This is a genomic window from Prosthecobacter fluviatilis (assembly GCF_042655725.1).
Lineage (GTDB): Bacteria > Verrucomicrobiota > Verrucomicrobiia > Verrucomicrobiales > Verrucomicrobiaceae > Prosthecobacter > Prosthecobacter fluviatilis.
Window position 1 is genome coordinate 91,239 of the sequence record NZ_JBHSMQ010000005.1, and the last position, 15,249, is coordinate 106,487.

General features: G+C 60.6%; 13 protein-coding genes. 3 read left to right on the top strand and 10 right to left on the bottom strand.

Features of this window, described 5'->3' with window-relative positions; genetic code table 11:
* Positions 1 to 9 precede the first annotated feature (9 nt).
* From ACFQDI_RS14500 to ACFQDI_RS14530, 7 genes are read right to left on the bottom strand one after another with little or no spacing between them, the layout of a single operon-like run.
* Positions 10 to 930 (bottom strand): DUF4886 domain-containing protein, encoded by a 921-nt coding sequence (locus tag ACFQDI_RS14500; protein WP_377167959.1) that lies wholly within the window; start codon positions 928 to 930, stop codon positions 10 to 12.
* A gap of 9 nt (positions 931 to 939) precedes the next feature.
* Positions 940 to 1,344, bottom strand: a complete 405-nt coding sequence (locus ACFQDI_RS14505) for a YlbF family regulator (RefSeq protein ID WP_377167961.1) — start codon at positions 1,342 to 1,344, stop codon at positions 940 to 942.
* 54 nt (positions 1,345 to 1,398) lie between these two features.
* Entirely contained in the window at positions 1,399 to 2,112 is a 714-nt protein-coding gene (locus ACFQDI_RS14510; protein ID WP_377167963.1) for an HpcH/HpaI aldolase family protein, read from the bottom strand.
* Complete coding sequence (locus ACFQDI_RS14515; protein ID WP_377167965.1) at positions 2,109 to 3,179, bottom strand: phosphotransferase family protein; 1,071 nt, start codon at positions 3,177 to 3,179, stop codon at positions 2,109 to 2,111. The genes ACFQDI_RS14510 and ACFQDI_RS14515 overlap by 4 nt, the downstream gene beginning before the upstream one ends.
* Positions 3,176 to 4,042: a hypothetical protein gene (locus ACFQDI_RS14520; protein ID WP_377167967.1), complete on the bottom strand. Its 867-nt coding sequence runs from the start codon at positions 4,040 to 4,042 to the stop codon at positions 3,176 to 3,178. Before ACFQDI_RS14520 ends, ACFQDI_RS14515 begins: the two co-directional genes overlap by 4 nt.
* Before the next feature lie 8 nt (positions 4,043 to 4,050).
* On the bottom strand, positions 4,051 to 4,983 hold the full coding sequence (locus ACFQDI_RS14525) for a bile acid:sodium symporter family protein (RefSeq protein ID WP_377167969.1): 933 nt from the start codon (positions 4,981 to 4,983) through the stop codon (positions 4,051 to 4,053).
* A gap of 33 nt (positions 4,984 to 5,016) precedes the next feature.
* Complete coding sequence (locus ACFQDI_RS14530; RefSeq protein ID WP_377167971.1) at positions 5,017 to 7,665, bottom strand: sialidase family protein; 2,649 nt, start codon at positions 7,663 to 7,665, stop codon at positions 5,017 to 5,019.
* A 145-nt stretch (positions 7,666 to 7,810) separates the two neighbouring features.
* Here ACFQDI_RS14530 and ACFQDI_RS14535 point away from each other — a divergent pair, with 145 nt between their 5' ends.
* Both ACFQDI_RS14535 and ACFQDI_RS14540 read left to right on the top strand, forming a co-directional pair.
* Complete coding sequence (locus ACFQDI_RS14535; RefSeq protein ID WP_377167973.1) at positions 7,811 to 9,265, top strand: aminoacyl-histidine dipeptidase; 1,455 nt, start codon at positions 7,811 to 7,813, stop codon at positions 9,263 to 9,265.
* A gap of 18 nt (positions 9,266 to 9,283) precedes the next feature.
* Complete coding sequence (locus ACFQDI_RS14540) at positions 9,284 to 10,327, top strand: LacI family DNA-binding transcriptional regulator (protein WP_377167975.1); 1,044 nt, start codon at positions 9,284 to 9,286, stop codon at positions 10,325 to 10,327.
* A 13-nt stretch (positions 10,328 to 10,340) separates the two neighbouring features.
* Here the strand turns inward: ACFQDI_RS14540 and ACFQDI_RS14545 are convergent, their stop codons facing one another.
* From ACFQDI_RS14545 to ACFQDI_RS14555, 3 genes are read right to left on the bottom strand one after another with little or no spacing between them, the layout of a single operon-like run.
* Positions 10,341 to 12,134 carry a M3 family oligoendopeptidase gene (locus ACFQDI_RS14545; protein ID WP_377167977.1) on the bottom strand — a complete coding sequence of 598 codons (1,794 nt, stop codon included), beginning with the start codon at positions 12,132 to 12,134 and terminating at the stop codon, positions 10,341 to 10,343.
* A gap of 19 nt (positions 12,135 to 12,153) precedes the next feature.
* Positions 12,154 to 13,185 carry a PfkB family carbohydrate kinase gene (locus ACFQDI_RS14550; RefSeq protein WP_377167979.1) on the bottom strand — a complete coding sequence of 344 codons (1,032 nt, stop codon included), beginning with the start codon at positions 13,183 to 13,185 and terminating at the stop codon, positions 12,154 to 12,156.
* Positions 13,182 to 13,841, bottom strand: a complete 660-nt coding sequence (locus ACFQDI_RS14555) for a bifunctional 4-hydroxy-2-oxoglutarate aldolase/2-dehydro-3-deoxy-phosphogluconate aldolase (RefSeq protein ID WP_377167981.1) — start codon at positions 13,839 to 13,841, stop codon at positions 13,182 to 13,184. Before ACFQDI_RS14555 ends, ACFQDI_RS14550 begins: the two co-directional genes overlap by 4 nt.
* Before the next feature lie 81 nt (positions 13,842 to 13,922).
* Here ACFQDI_RS14555 and ACFQDI_RS14560 point away from each other — a divergent pair, with 81 nt between their 5' ends.
* On the top strand, positions 13,923 to 15,245 hold the full coding sequence (locus tag ACFQDI_RS14560) for an ATP-dependent 6-phosphofructokinase (protein ID WP_377167983.1): 1,323 nt from the start codon (positions 13,923 to 13,925) through the stop codon (positions 15,243 to 15,245).
* Positions 15,246 to 15,249: the final 4 nt, after the last annotated feature.

Sequence of the window (15,249 nt, forward strand, 5' to 3'; positions counted from 1 at the left end):
TGGACATGATTATTTCACGCGGGCAGCCACGGCTCGATGCGCCGTCTCCTGCAGAAAGCGGGCGTAGCTGGCATCCAGCCCTTTCGGGATAAAGCTGCTGCCCACGGCACTCTCGCCAAACAGCACTTCATACCAAACGCACGCGCCCAGATACTCGCCTGCCATGTTGGCATGATGCCCGTCCATGCCCAGAGCCACCGGGCCGCCGTTCTTGGGCTTGGCCCAGCGCCAGCCGACATGCAGCGAATGAGTCTGATCAGGCAGCGCGGGCTGCTTGGCGGCCTTGGGATCAAAGGAGGTGTCGGCTTGATAAGCCCAGGTCTTGTCGGTGTCGGCCAGATGAAAGGCGTCCCCCGTCGGAATGATGCGCGCGTGAAACTCTGCCGCGATCTTGTCGTAGGCGGCACGCAGGCCGTTGTACATCTCTTCCTGCGTCTTGGGCTCTCCGGCAGCGGTGGAGGGCTTGGTGAAGCGCGGGTCATCCTTGCGGTATTCCCACGTCTCATGCACCAGCAGTGTGGCCTGCGGGGCGTGCTTGGCCACGTAATCACGCAGCCAGCCGGCATGAGGCTGGTAGGTGGCAAAGTCGTGGCTCTTGATGCTCGCCTGCTGGATCGTCACGTAGTCCCAGCGGTCCAGCTCCAGGCTCTCCTTCAGGCCACGACCGCTGGTATAGAGTCCGGCTTTGTCTTTGGCATCAGCCTCGTGCTTCTGCGCCTTCTCGGCATGCACCTGGAATGAAGCCCCACCGATGACCAGCGGTTGGTGCACCAGCTTGTGCCCGCCTGCTTTCGCCAAGTCTCCCAGGTAATGGGTGGCATTGGCAGAGAAGCTGTTGCCAATGGTCAGTAGCTTTACCGTTTTGGCCTCGCCCGCAAAGGACGAGGCACAGATCAGCAGCAGTGCGAAAAGCAGGGCCGGCGCTTTCATGAGTGTGTTTTAGTGGTGGCAGCCGCAGCCTTCGCCGCAGCCTTGGGGAAACACTTCGGCCTCGGTCGGCACCTTGCCGCGCTCGAGGCTCTTGCCCACGTAGCCGTTCACCACTTCGGCAATGTTGCGCAGCACGTCCTGGGCTTCCACAAAGCTCAGGATGGCGGTGTTTGCATCGCATTGGTCCTGCAGATCGGTAAAGCGGGAAATTTCCTCCCCGCTGGGCTCTTCTCCATGATGCTGCTTCTGATGCAGGGAACGACCGAGCGTGGCCATCTCGCGGTAGAGAGACACGGCGGCTTCATCGGCCAGGAACGCCTCGGCTTTTTCGCGGGCATTCTGCACTTCGCTGTCTGCCACGAGGACTTCGCACAGTTCGACGATCTTGGAGGTGATTTGGGGGGATGCTTTCATGGGGACGCGAGATTAGTCCGGAAAAGCCGATTCACAGGAAAAAGTCGGACAATTTCACCATGCCCGGGCCGCAGCCAGATTCTTTTTAAAACCCTCCCGCACCAGCGAGAGGTCGGAATCCATGGCGATCCAGGTGAACCCCAGCGCCTTGAGCTTCTCCTTGTCATCCGCATGGCGCACCAGAATGCCGCAGCCCTTGCCGTGGTCCCGGGCGGCTTTGACGATCACATCCACACACTCATCGTAGCTGCGCGCAGCCTTCTGCGCCTTCAGATCAAACGAGAGGTCTGCAGGCCCGATGAACAAGGCATCGATCCCTTCCACCGCAGCGATCTCGCCCGCCTGATCCACCGCTGATGCCGTCTCGATCTGCGCCAGAATGATCGGCTTGGGCATCTCACCCTCCGGCAGCCGCATGCCATAGCCGTAGGTGCGCACGGTGCGCGAGACACCCCGGTGGCCGCGTGGCGGGTAGTAAGCCGCATCCACGCAATGCCGCGCCTCCTCCACGGTGTTCACATGCGGCACCATGATGCCATGCGCGCCCCAGTCCAGCACGCGGCTGATCAAGTCCGCATGCGGCGCACTCACACGCACAATCGCAAGCATGTTGCTGCCACGCAGCGCGCGAAGTTGATTCGGCAGTGCGGCTTCAGATTCACAGCCGTGCTCGAGGTCGATCAAAACCCAGTCGAAGCCACACTCGGCCGCCAGCTCTGTGACCGCTGGAGAACCGATGGAAAGAAAAGTGCCGATGTGTGTTTTCATAGTTGGAGAATGTCAATGTCACTGCCCTCGCGCAAGCCCCGCAAAGCAAGCGCCAGGCGCGCTTGGGTAAAGTCTCGAAGAGTTCCTCCGTTGGTGCCCGCAGAGATCAGAAAGAAACCGTCATCGCGGTCAAAATAACCCGCACCCACACGGATCACCGCCTTGACGATCATGTTGCGCAGAAGATGCAGCCAGAAGCGCCGCAGGTGATTTTCCGGCAGTCCACGCAGGCTCTGATAGCCCTCAAAGGCACGCCGCAGAAAAGAGTGATCGTGAAAGCAGGCGAGCAGCGAGAGATCATCCATGGGATCGCCGCTGATGGCGTCATCGAAATCAATGAAGGCTGCAATGCGGTCCGTCTGGCCGAGTATGTTCCAGAGAGCCAGGTCCTTGTGCACCAGGCAGCCGGTTTTCAGATCTAGCAGCGCCCGGTGTCTTTCGATCTCTGCCAGAATTTCATCGCTCTGCTTCTCGGAAAGGAAGCCTCTTGAAACAAGAAAGGCCAGATGCTGATCCAGCCGCAGGTAGAAGTAGTCCTCATACGTCGCATGATACCCCTGCAGCGACTCATCCAGCACACCAAATCCAGGAAGCACGATCTGCTGCCACCGCGCGGCGGCAGCTCCGATGTCAAAAGCCACCTTCGGAACATCGAGGCTGCCGAGCTTGAACCAGTGGTTCAGATCCGGCGCCGGAATACGCTCCAGCGCCTGCCACGCAAAGGGCACCCGGCTGCGCGTGGCATCGCATGCATACACGCGTGGCGTGGGCACCCCGACTACACGCACACGCTCCAGCACCGCCGACTCCACCGCCAGATGCCCGTCTTTCTCAGGCCCGTTTTCCACGCGGACAAACATCGCGGCCCCGTCCACATCGGCATTCCAGGTGAGGTGGTTCCCCTGCCCTGCACCCGCGCTCAAAGTCACGGATTTCGCCTTCAGCTGACGCAGCAGCGCCTCGCGAAGCTGCTGCTCCATGGAGGGATCCACCCCGCCACGCAGCTGCGTGCCGTGAAACGCAGCAGGCCGGTCGCATTTCCAGTAATAGATGTCTCGGCGGCTCATTCTTGTTTCCAGCTTGAGGCCACAAGGCTCTGCATCATTGCATCCAGCGTCCGGAGAGAAGGTGTGATTTCCTGCTCGTGCTTCCCCAGCCAGCCAATGGCATCGGCCTCATATCGATTGAACCCTTTTTCCAGTTCGCCATACCTTTCCATGGACCATCCCAGATGCTCCCGCCCTTCAGATGTGGGCAGTCCCGGCAAGCCCAGTGGGAATGTGGCAATGATTTGGCAGGTGCTGTCATCTGACATGCCGAGAAACAGATAATGCAGTCCACCCAGCCGCATCAGTTCTGCTTCGATCGTCCATTGAGCCACCAGCCGGACACCGTGACCGCCAGTGAAATCAATCCGGCGTTTCAGGCACATGAAAGTCAGCGAGGCATCCATAAAAGCAGGCGACACATGAGGATTGTCATTCTGCAAAACTTCATCCATCTCACGCCGCAATCTCTGTCTTAGCTCACCAGCTTTGTCTTTTGTGTGGGTGCCATCCGTGAATGCCATGCCCCACTCTTCCGCCTTGTGCATGAGAATTTGCGGAGCCTCTGGATTCTCTCCGGCATTTTCCTGGTCGAAAGTGATTCCCTTTGGCACGGCAGCAGGAAACCGTAGCGCCCAGTGCTGCGGTCGGCAGCCATAGCTGGGCTTCAAAATTCGGTGATTGTCCGCCTGATAAGCCTTCCAGTCTTCTTTACTATATAAGGGCTTGATGGGCACTTTTTCGATGATGGCACTCTTTTGCCATATGGCAGGAATGGTGACAGCAAAAGCACCGGCTTTGACCACCACATTATCATCCTGCCGGGCATGGCTTTGACCGACCACGCCAGCCACCGTTGCCTGGATAAAGTTTCGACGATTCATGACAAGGTTCACGCATCCGGAGTCCGGCGTTTCCACCATGCGGCCATGAGGCCGCCCACGATGTTTTGCATCACTCCGCTAAAGACAGCAGCAGCGGCGGCCAGAGGCAGCAATGGAAAGTGCTCACGTGCCAAGGCTGCGGCCATGCCACCATTTTGCATGCCCACCTCGATGCTCACGGTGCGGGCCACGGATTCCGGATAGCGCAGCACCTTGGGGATGAGGTAGCCCACCACGAAACCGCTGATGTGCAAAAGAAACGCTGCCAGCGCCAGCCGGCCAAAATGGGCCGAGATGGCATCTGCACTGGCGGCCACGATGCCCCCGCTGACAAACGTGAAGGCCAGCACCGCAATGGTGGGGCCACAAGCTCCGATCTGATCTGCAGTGCGTGGCATCTTCCAGCGAATGAGCACGCCCAGCACGACAGGTGCCACCGTGAGCTGCAAGGCCGAAAGGCACAGCCCCCAGGCATCCACCGGCACGTACTTGCCGGCCAGTGCGCTGGTCCACATGGGCGTAAAAAAGAAGGCCAGCAGCGTGGATGCAAGGGTGAGAACCACCGACAGCGCCACATTTGCCCGTGCGAGGTAGCTGATCATGTTGGACGCCATGCCCCCGGGGCAGCTGGCCACGAGAATAATGCCCACGGCGAGCCCGGGATCGAGATTCAAAACCTTCGCCACCATCCACCCGGTCAGTGGCATGATGGTGTACTGTGCCACAAAACCCAGCGCCACACTGCCGGGCATGCGCGCGATGGCCTTGAAATCGTCCACGCTGAGCGTCAGCCCCATGCCGAGCATGGAGGCCGCGAGCGACCAGAAGATCCATGGCTTGTCAAACCACAGCATGGTCTGCGGCTTGAAGAAGGCGAGCACAGCGAGGCTCACGAGCCACACGGGATAGAGATTGTTAAACCAGTTGAAGAAGCGGATCATGGGAGGTCGTGCAGTTGGTTGAAGGGGCGGAGATCAAGGATGAGTGTCACGCATGACGACTCCTGATCCGCTGATGAGCAGCACCAGTTTTTTGAAACGCAGCCGCTCTCCCTTGATGACATCTTTACTGTATAGGTTCACACGATTGATGTCACCCGGGAACAATTGCGTCTCAGGCACTTCGACCTTGGCAAAGCCTGCGCTTTTCAGAGCCTCCTCCTGGCAGGCAGCCCCAGGTCGCGAGGCAGGTGTCAGTGCGTACAGCGTTCCTGCCTTGACGACTTCCGCGTCGATCATTTCAATGCTCGTGCGCAGAAACGGCAGTCCCCGCACCTGCTCTGGCATGGCCTCGATCACATAATCCCGGTCTGTGAAAAGCCTGGTTCCCAGCTTCATCTCTGCTGCCTCTGCGGGAGCGTGCGCAGGCCAGACGATGCGCTTCTGCCCTTGCTGCGATTCAAAGCCACCCACATCCTCTAGCTTTCCAAACATGATGCGCTCCTTTCGGCTCGCGTCCTTGTCACCTTGGGTGACCACCAGCCAGATCACGCCTTCATGTCCGTGGAAGGTGGGATACTGGAAGGACTTCGGCGTCTCAAAGCGGTATTTACGCTCCCAGGTTTTACCATCGCGAGAGACATCCACATTGAACACACTGCGGCTCACGCCCTGGATACGCGTGGACTCCTGCCAGCCCAGATAATAGATGCCGCCAAATTTGTCGAAGGTCGGCTTGGAGTTGCCGCCATTGAGCACGACTGGCAGCGGCTTGCCAGCGCTCCATGTCCTGCCATCGGCGCTGGCGGAAAAGTAATAGTTCCCTTTGTCATTGCGGCAGATCGCCATCCACGTGCCGTCCAGCAGTCGGTTCACTGCCGATTCACTCAGCGCCTCGGCCTGCGGCTCGTTGTAATGGCCGAGCACTTCCAGGGTCTCCAGATCATCATGCATCAGAGCGAGCGCGTTCTGCTTTCCGGTGAAATTGTTCAGTGCCACGTAGATCTTGCCATCGAACTTCTTGAAGGAATCAAAGATGAAGAATGATGAATCCACCGCCGGCCTGGCAAAGCCTTGAGCCGCTGCGTCCGCATGGAAATACTGCGGCTGAAAGTCAAACGTGCCTGCTGCGGCCTTCAGCTTCGCCTTGTGGATTGTGTCACGGAAAGCACCGGACTTCAGGTCAAAGTCGCGATACCACATCTGCGACTGCCTCTTTCCTGGGTCTTCGCTGGTAAAGTAGCAGCGCAGCGTGTTCGCATCCTTTTGCAGGATGCGCGGTACAAAGCACGCGCCCTCAGGCAGCGTCTCGTTCTCAAACCGTTGTCCGCCTTTGGCAAAGTCGATCACCTTTTCCAGCGCGAGAGTCTTCAAGTTCACGATGGACATCGTGGCGTAGATGAACGGCCATCCGGCGCTTTCTCCCGCCTTCAGGTCATTGGCCTCCACCACGATGTAGACACGATCTCCCACGCACGCAAACTCCGCATCGTGCGCACCCTTCACCTGCGGCGCCGTGGTGTTCACCAGACGCTGCATCACCACATCTCCAGCCAGTGCCGGATCCCACTTCGCCGGTATGATCTGAGGTTTCTCCAGTCTGCTGATCGTTTGCTTGAGACTCACAGCACCAGACACATTCTTGCCTGCCTCGACATCTTCCTCGCGGAACTTTGCCAGCAGGATCTCGCCCTCACCTTGCCGATCATGATCATACGTGATCCAGATCAGGCCATCACGGTCCTGCACGCCGTCGGGATACGAGACACCCTTGCGCTCATCCAGCAGCAGGCCCTCGTTCCAGGTCTTGCCGTCATCCGTGGAAATCTGCGCGGTGAGGTGGCTGCGTGTTTTGCCAGTGAAACCGTGATGATTCACCAGCAGCAGATTGCCGGAGGCAAGACGGCGGATGAAAAAGCGGGAGCCCGGATTGGGGATGGTGCTGGCCTTGGCCTCGCTCCAGGTGAGGCCATTGTCGGATGAATGACTCTCCCACAAAAAGCCGCCCCCCGTTCGTGTCAGCAGCCAAAGCCGACCATCCTTCAGTTCGGTGATCATGCACTCCAGCGCCCACTCTGGTGCTTTGAGCGCCCCATGCAGCCTCCATGTCTTTCCTTCATCGGTGGAGATGCCCACGCCCTGCAACTGCTTCGGTCCGGCAAACCATTCACGCACCGGTTCCATGGCATGCGTCACCGGCATGATCCACTCGCCTGAGGAAAGCACTGTGGGCTTGTTCATGCGAAAGGCATAAGGCCCTTCATATCCCACCCGGAGTTCGGCTCCAAAGACGGGCGGCGTGGCATCTGGATCATCGCAGATGCGCGCCCATACATCGTGCTTCGCGGTGTCCTTGTTGCCGCGGTTGAAGATGTACCAAAGCCGTCCCTTGGGATCAATCCACAGCGTGGGGTCAAAGCAGCGCGTTCCATTTCCTGGAGCAGCCATGACCTGCGGCCGCGTGAATGACTTTACCTGATCATCACTGTAGCAGAGGAGCACCGCATTCTCCGGCGAAGGCTCCTTGGGCCCGCCCGTAAACCAGGACGCAAACACACGCCCACGAGCAGTGCGCTCCAGTCCCGGGATACCCTGCCACGTTTCAAGACGTTCGCCCATCGGCTCGACTGCCTGGGCGCAGACGGTGGCGAGAAAAAGCAGGGTGCAGAATTGGCGGAGATTCATCGGCTTTATCAAACGTGACGTGAGGTGTGATTTCACCCTGGATTAAGCCGAAGAGGTGTTATGTTAACATGCTCCTCCCCCCTGCCCGCCGTTGCTCTTGTTCCTGACAGGCTGCGCCGCACATTCACTCTCCATCCATTCATACATGTCCTCCTCCGAAATCCGCTCCCTTGAACCCAAGCCCCTGTGGAACTGCTTTGCCGATCTCAATGCTGTTCCACGTCCTTCCAAGCGCGAGGAGCGCGTTGTCGCTTTTGTCGTGGCCTTTGCGCGGCAGCACGGCCTGCAGCACCAGATCGACTCCGCCGGAAACGTGATCATCCGCAAACAGGCCAGCGCAGACCGCAGGGACCGCCCCGCAGTGATCATGCAGGCTCATCTGGACATGGTGCACAAGGCCGCTGACGGCGTGATCTTCGACTTCGACAAACAGGGCATCGAGATGTGGGTCGATGGCGACTGGGTACGCGCACGTGGCACCACCCTCGGTGCGGACAATGGCCTCGGTGTTGCCGCCATCCTAGCGGTGCTTGCATCCAAGGACCTCTCCCATCCGCCCATCGAGGCGCTCTTCACTTTGGACGAGGAGCAGGGCATGGGCGGCGCGCTGGGCCTTCAGCCGGGACTGCTGACTGGCAAAACCATGCTGAATCTCGACTCCGAAGAGGACGACACCTTCACCATCGGCTGCGCAGGGGGCATCGACACACACGTCACCTACACTTACAGCGAGATCACGCATGCCTCCGCCCACCCCTTGGTTGAGATCCAAATCTCCGGTCTGCGCGGCGGGCACTCCGGCCTGCAGATCCACGAAGGCCGCGCCAATGCCAACAAGCTCATGGCCCGTATTCTAAGCGCCTGCGGAGAACAGGTCGTGGCGCTCTCCACCATGCGCGGCGGCAGCGCACGAAACGCCATCCCGGCCCGATGCATTGCCAGCGTGCTTGTTTTGGACCAGGCACGTTTTAAAGAGCGCTTTGAGCAGGAGACTGCCGGCATCCGCGAAGAGTTCCGCCTGATAGAACCCAGCCTCAGCATCACCTCAACGGCAGTGGATGCCACGAGCGGACCGGTGCAGGTCATGGCCGCAGAAGCTCAGCGCGCTTTCTTGCTGGCCCTGCAGGCATTGGTCAATGGCGTCTATCGCATGAGCCCCGTCGTCCCAGGCTTGGTGGAGGCATCCACCAATTTTTCCACCATCGACCTCGCTCATGGCAAAGCCGTGATCGGCAGCCTGCAGCGCAGTTCCGTGGAGTCGAGCAAGATCGATGTGGTCCGCTCTTTCCGCGCTCCTTTTGAGCTTATCGGCGCAGAGGCGCATTCGGGTGACCCCTATCCCGGCTGGAGCCCCAGCGCCGAGTCGCCCATCCTGGACAAGATGAAAAAGATCTACCGTGAACTCTTCGATCACGAGGTCAAGGTCAGCGCCTGCCACGCAGGGCTGGAGTGCGGCGTCATCTCCATGGCCTACCCGGACCTCGACATGATCTCCTTCGGCCCAAACATCCACGAGGCCCACTCCGAAAAAGAGTGCGCCAGCATCTCCTCCGCGCAGAAGTTCTGGAGGCTGCTCACCACGACACTGGCAGACCTGTAGTCTCGCTCACCGCCAGCCATGCCCGCCACTCAAGCGCCCACGCTCAAGGACATCGCCCGTGCCACCGGGTATTCCTTGATGACGGTGTCTCGTGTGCTGCGCGGCGCTCCCAAGGTCTCAGCGGAAAAGCGTGAAATCGTTCTCAAGGAGGCGAAACGACTGAACTACCAGCCAGACCCGCATCTCGCGCGCATGATGCAGGCCGTACGCGGCAGGAAGCAGCAGCGCGTGCGCGCCGTCATCGCTGTCATCCGCGAGCACGTGCCGCAGGATGGCCTTCTCAGCTCTTCGTATCAATACGTGCCCATCGATGACATCCGCAGCCGCGCCCATGGCCACGGCTATGCGGTGGAGGAGTTTTGGCTGGGGAAGGACGGGCTCACGCCCAAGCGACTGCAGAAGATCCTGCACGCACGTGGCATCGAGGGCGTGATCGTCTCGCCACAGAGCATGCAGCTCCCGTGCAGCAAGATCGACTACTCCCCCTTCGCCGCAGCGACCTTTGGCAATGCCATGAGCAGCCCTTCCCTGCACATGTGCGCAGGAAACATGACGCTGGGCATCCACATGGCCGCAGACCAGCTCACCACACGCGGTTATAAGCGCATCGGCGTGGCGGTCACACAGTGGATCGTGAACCGCTCCCAGTTTGGCTACAGTGGCGGACTGTTTCACTGGCAGCAGAGCCTGCCGCCTGCGGACCGTGTGCCACTGCTGCTCTTTCCCAGCAACGACATCAGCCAAGGCTTCGAGGCTTTTTCCAAGTGGATGAATGCCCACCAGCCGGACGCACTCGTCACCTTCGACACCCACGTGCCCGGCTGGCTGCGGCGGCTGGGCCTGCGCATCCCGCAGGACATTGGCTTTGTGGTGCACGACTGGACACCAAGAATGCCGGACTTTGCCGGCATCTATCAGCAGCGCGAACACCTTGCAGCAGCAGCCGTCGATCTCATCGTCACCCAGCTCTCGCAGCATGAGCACGGCGTGCCGGAAGTGCCGCGCCAGATCATGATCCCCCCGCGCTGGGTGGAGGGCCCCAGCGTGCGGTCGCTTGATTGATCACCTCGCCTGATTACAGCGCTTCGTAGGCCTTCAGCGCCGGCTCCATGGCCTTCAGTGCCGTGGCCCAGAACTCAGGCTTGGTAATGTCCTCCCCAAGGCTGCGTTTCACGACCTCTTCGCAGGTCGCGCTGCCCGTCATGGAGAGGAAGGCCTCGTAGCGCGGCAGGAAGGACGCGCCTTCTGCCTTGAAGCGGGCAAACAGCGCCTGGCTGAGCAGATAGCCAAAGACATACGGGAAATTGTAAAACGAAATGCCGCTGATGAAGAAGTGCATCTTCGAGGCCCAGAACATCGGGTCCGTACCGTCTTCGAGCAGCGTGTCTCCGTAGAGCTTGCGCTGCGCCTCATTCATGAGCGAGCTCAGGCGGCTCACGCTCACCTCGCCGCTCGAACGTTCCTTGTAAAAGGCCTTCTCAAACTCGTAACGCATCGGGATGTTGATCAGGTAGGCGTGCGCGCGCAGCATCTCCTGATCCAGCAGGTAGGCCTTGGTGGCTTCCGTGAGGCCGGGGTCGTTCATCAGCCCGTTGAGCAGGATCATCTCGCCAAAATTCGATGCAGTCTCGGCAAGCGTCATCGGGTAGTTTGCTGCAAACGAACGCGCCGGACGCAGCACGCAGGAATGCCAGGCGTGCCCCACCTCGTGCGCCAGCGTCACCATGTCATGCACCGTGCGGTGAAACGTCATGTACACGCGCTCCTCATGCTTGAGCTGGGAGCCTGTGCAGAAGGCTCCCGGCCGCTTGCCTGCACGCGGCTGCGCCTCGATCCAGCGCTGCGCCAGCATCTCGCGGAAATACTCGCCCAGCTTTGGATACGCGGCACTGAAGGCCTGGTCCACCGTGGCGCAGGCCTCGTCCCAGGTGAGTTCTTTCTCGTCGGGAGGCGCAATCTGCGGTGCCTCAAGATCGAAGTAATGCAGCGCAGAGGTTCCCTGCAGCTTCGCCGCCTTGCGCAGGGCACGACGCGGCAGTTCGATGTGCGCGTGGATCGCCTCCAGCATCGCATCCAGCGACTTCCGGCTCATGGCACCGTCAAACAATGGCGCGTCGAGAAAGTGCGGCAGGCCACGACGTCCATACAGGCTCAGCCGCGTTCCCGCGATGCCGTTCAGCCCGGCAGCCAGCGTCACCGCGTGGTCATTCCACGGCTTCTGCCCGTCATGAAAGGCCGCCTCACGCAGCTTGCGGTCAGGTTCGGACATCAGCGCGCGGCGGCGGGACATCTCCACGGTCTCCTTGTGTCCATCAGGAAAGGTCATTTCAAACTCCATCTTCCCGGTCAGCGTGTCATACAGCCGACCCCAGGCGTGCAGACCGTTCACATTGAGATCGGCAGCCAGCGCCTCCATCTCAGACTTCATCTGGTGCTGCCCCTCGTGGCGCATGCGCTTCACGGCATGCTCTGCATTTTTCAAAGAGGGATCTGCCAGCAGCGATTCAAACGCATCATCACTCAGCGCAGCCAGCGCCGAGCGCAGCGATGCCATGAGCTTGGTGCTTTCTGCTTCGAGCGTAGAGATCCAGGCCTCGTCGGCCTTCACCGCTTCATTGTTAGCATCGTCGGCGGACAAGCAGCCGAGATAGGCCGAGAGATGGCCGAGGCGGTCGCTCAGAGCCTCAAGCGCATTGATGACCTGCGCCATCTCGACGGTGTCGATGCTCAACGCCGCCGCCTGCTTTTTGAGCGCCTCCACATCACGCACGAGCGTGGCTTTAAATTCAGTGTAGTCGGCTTGGCCGAATCCGGAGAACCAGGATTCAAGGGACCAGCGATCAGGTGTGGTGGGTGCAGGATGGGACATGAGTGGAAATAGGGATGAATCAGCGGCTCACACGGCCTCCACCATCGCCCTGCATGAGGGCTTCGATTTCGCTACGCGTGCTGTAGTTGTAGTCGCCTTCGATGGAATGCGCCAGGCAGCCGGCTGCGGTGGCAAAGGCGACGGTGGTCTGCGGGTCGGAGTTTTGCAGAAACGAAAACACCAGCCCTGCGGTGAAGGCATCCCCGGCGCCGAGGCGGTCGATCACCTGGGTGATGGTGTGGCGTGGTGCGGTATGCAGTGCGTCAGTTGCCGCTTCGTAGAGCGCGCCGCCAAAGCATTGCGCCGCCGAAGTGCTGCCATCGCGCAGGGTGAAGGCCGCATGGCTGAGATTGGGAAACTCTTTGGCAATCTGCCTGGCCAGCGCCTGCAAATCTCCGCTGGATTCGATGCCCAGCATCGCAGTCGCATCGCTCACCCCGCCCACAAACACGCTCACCATCGGCAGCAGCTCCCGCATGGTGCGTGTGGCGAGCTCGCGTGCAGAGAGCGGCGGCTCCCAGTTCCAGAGCTTGGTGCGGTAGTTCATGTCGCACACGATCTTGATCCCGCGCCCCTGCGCTTCCCGCATGGCCACGCGTGCCACCTCGGCCGCGTTGCGCGAAATCGCCGGCGTGATCCCGGAGATCACAAACCACTCGCACCCGGCAAAGATCGCCGCCCAGTCATACTCATTGGCCGGGGTGATGGCCACCGAAGAGCCCTCGCGGTCATAGATCACATTTCCCCCGCGTTGATTGGCTCCATGCTCCAGAAAGTAGACTCCGAGGCGTCCGGCCGCCGTGCGCAGCACATGCTTTGTCTCCACGCCAAGGCTGCGAAGATCCGCCACGCACGCGTCCGCAATCGCATTGGCAGGCAGCGCGGTGACAAATGCCGCATCTGCACCGAGATACGCCAGCGCCGCGGCGATGCTGGCCTCCGCACCCGCAAAACTCGCCTGCATGCCGCCCGGCATGGCCTGCTGAAAACGCGCAAAGCCCGGCGTGGCCAGGCGCAGCATGATTTCCCCAAAGGTGACGACGCGGCTCATGAGCGGACCTGCTTGACGATGTCCGTGGCCTCACGTGCCAGCGCGGTGATCACATCCCAGCCGCCCTTGGCCACGATGTCCTTGGGTGCCAGCCATGAGCCCCCCAGGGCCAGCACCGCCGGCTCGCTCAGGTAATGCGCTGCATTTCCAGCACCCACACCGCCCAGCGGAATGAACTGCACGCCGAGATGCATAAACGGAGCCATGATGCTGCGCAGATAGCCCAGCCCACCGCACGGCTCCGAGGGGAAAAATTTCAGCACCCGGCAGCCTGCCTCGATGGCGATCTCGATATCCGTCGGCGTGCACACACCAGGGGCGAAGGGCAGCCCAATGCGGATCGCCTCGGCCACCACGCGTGGGTTCATACCCGGAGCCACGCCAAAGCTCGCTCCGGCCTCCTTGGCTTCATTGGCTTGCTTCGGTGTCAGAATCGTCCCCACTCCCACGGTCATCTCAGGCACTTCTGCCCGAATGCGCCGCAGTGATTCCAGCGCCGCATCTGTGCGCAATGTTAGCTCGATTCCATTGACCCCGCCCGCGAGCAGAGCCCGCGCCAGCGGGACCGCATCCTCGGCTCGGTCGATCATCAGGACGGCGATCACGCCGGTCTGGCGGAGCTGGAGGCGGAGGTTGTCAGGAAAGGCGGGATTCATTCGTGGAAGCAGGCGGGGGATCGACTTTTTGCAACCCCCTTGTACACCTCTCGGCACGCAGAATGGCACTTCTCCTGCTCTATGAACCTTCTCCCAGCCATGACACCAGCTCCTTCAGACACGACCATCCCCACGCTTGGTCCTTGCTTGATCCATTCGCCCCTCCACCGCATCGGCGGCGTCGATGCCCCCTTCAAAGTGGATGCTGTGGACCGCATCCTGTACCACAGCCATCTACTCGAGGAAGGACGTGATGTCTCCAGCCCCAGCTACGAAGAAGCAGGACCGCGTGAGATGGTATATTTCGATCCCCCCAAAACTACCGTTGGCATCGTCACCTGCGGCGGGCTCTGCCCCGGCCTGAACGACATCATTCGTGGCATCGTCCACCGCTGCCACCACCAGTACGGCGTGGCTCGTGTCTATGGCTTCCGCTATGGGTATGAAGGGCTCGTCCAGCGCTTCGGCCACACACCCCTCCTGTTAAAGCCCTCTTCCGTGGACCAGGGCCACCACTTCGGCGGCACCATGCTCGGAAGCTCCCGTGGCAAGCAGGACATCGGCGAAATGGTGGACACCCTGGAGGACATGAAGGTGGACATTCTCTTTGTCATCGGTGGAGACGGCACCCTGCGGGGTGCGGCGGAGATCGCCAAGGAAATCGAGCGGCGCGGCCTGAAGAAAGCCATCGTCGGCATTCCCAAAACCATCGACAACGACATCCGCTATCTCGATAAAAGCTTCGGTTTCGAAACCGCTTTCGATGCCGCTGTGCAGGCAGTGAAATGCGCCTATGTGGAGGCCACCGGTGCCGTCAATGGCGTCGGCCTCGTCAAGCTCATGGGCCGTGATTCCGGCTTCATCGCCTGCTACGCCGCACTCGCCGGCAGCAATGTGGATTTCGTCCTCATTCCCGAGGTGCATTTCGAGCTCGATGGCGAAGGCGGCCTCCTCGAGTTCCTGCGCCAGCGCCTCATGAAGCGCGGCAGCGCCGTCATCGTCGTGGCGGAGGGCGCCGGCCAGCATCTCATGCAGACCAGCGACGAGACCGACGCCAGTGGCAACAAGCGCTACGGCGACATCGGCCCCTTCTTGAAAGACCGCATCAATGCCTTCTTCAAGACGCGCAAAACCGAGGTGAACCTCAAATACATCGACCCCAGCTACATCGTCCGCAGCGTCCCCGCCAATGCCCAGGACAACGTTTACTGCTCACGCCTCGCTCAGAACGCCGTGCACGCCGCCATGGCCGGCAAGACCAACATGCTTGTCGGCCGCTGGCACGGCTCATTCGTTCACCTGCCCCTGGATCTCGTCATCAATGGCCGCCGCAAGGTGGACCCCACCCAGGAGCTTTGGCACAGCGTTCTCGAATGCACCGGCCAGCCAGCCGTCATGAAATAAAACG

What these genes read in the sequence shown, in the direction of transcription:
- ACFQDI_RS14500 (WP_377167959.1), bottom strand. Translation starts at nt 930, where the DNA reads ATGAAAGCGCCGGCCCTGCTTTTCGCACTGCTGCTGATCTGTGCCTCG.
- ACFQDI_RS14505 (WP_377167961.1), bottom strand. Translation starts at nt 1,344, where the DNA reads ATGAAAGCATCCCCCCAAATCACCTCCAAGATCGTCGAACTGTGCGAA.
- ACFQDI_RS14510 (WP_377167963.1), bottom strand. Translation starts at nt 2,112, where the DNA reads ATGAAAACACACATCGGCACTTTTCTTTCCATCGGTTCTCCAGCGGTC.
- ACFQDI_RS14515 (WP_377167965.1), bottom strand. Translation starts at nt 3,179, where the DNA reads ATGAGCCGCCGAGACATCTATTACTGGAAATGCGACCGGCCTGCTGCG.
- ACFQDI_RS14520 (WP_377167967.1), bottom strand. Translation starts at nt 4,042, where the DNA reads ATGAATCGTCGAAACTTTATCCAGGCAACGGTGGCTGGCGTGGTCGGT.
- ACFQDI_RS14525 (WP_377167969.1), bottom strand. Translation starts at nt 4,983, where the DNA reads ATGATCCGCTTCTTCAACTGGTTTAACAATCTCTATCCCGTGTGGCTC.
- ACFQDI_RS14530 (WP_377167971.1), bottom strand. Translation starts at nt 7,665, where the DNA reads ATGAATCTCCGCCAATTCTGCACCCTGCTTTTTCTCGCCACCGTCTGC.
- ACFQDI_RS14535 (WP_377167973.1), top strand. Translation starts at nt 7,811, where the DNA reads ATGTCCTCCTCCGAAATCCGCTCCCTTGAACCCAAGCCCCTGTGGAAC.
- ACFQDI_RS14540 (WP_377167975.1), top strand. Translation starts at nt 9,284, where the DNA reads ATGCCCGCCACTCAAGCGCCCACGCTCAAGGACATCGCCCGTGCCACC.
- ACFQDI_RS14545 (WP_377167977.1), bottom strand. Translation starts at nt 12,134, where the DNA reads ATGTCCCATCCTGCACCCACCACACCTGATCGCTGGTCCCTTGAATCC.
- ACFQDI_RS14550 (WP_377167979.1), bottom strand. Translation starts at nt 13,185, where the DNA reads ATGAGCCGCGTCGTCACCTTTGGGGAAATCATGCTGCGCCTGGCCACG.
- ACFQDI_RS14555 (WP_377167981.1), bottom strand. Translation starts at nt 13,841, where the DNA reads ATGAATCCCGCCTTTCCTGACAACCTCCGCCTCCAGCTCCGCCAGACC.
- ACFQDI_RS14560 (WP_377167983.1), top strand. Translation starts at nt 13,923, where the DNA reads ATGAACCTTCTCCCAGCCATGACACCAGCTCCTTCAGACACGACCATC.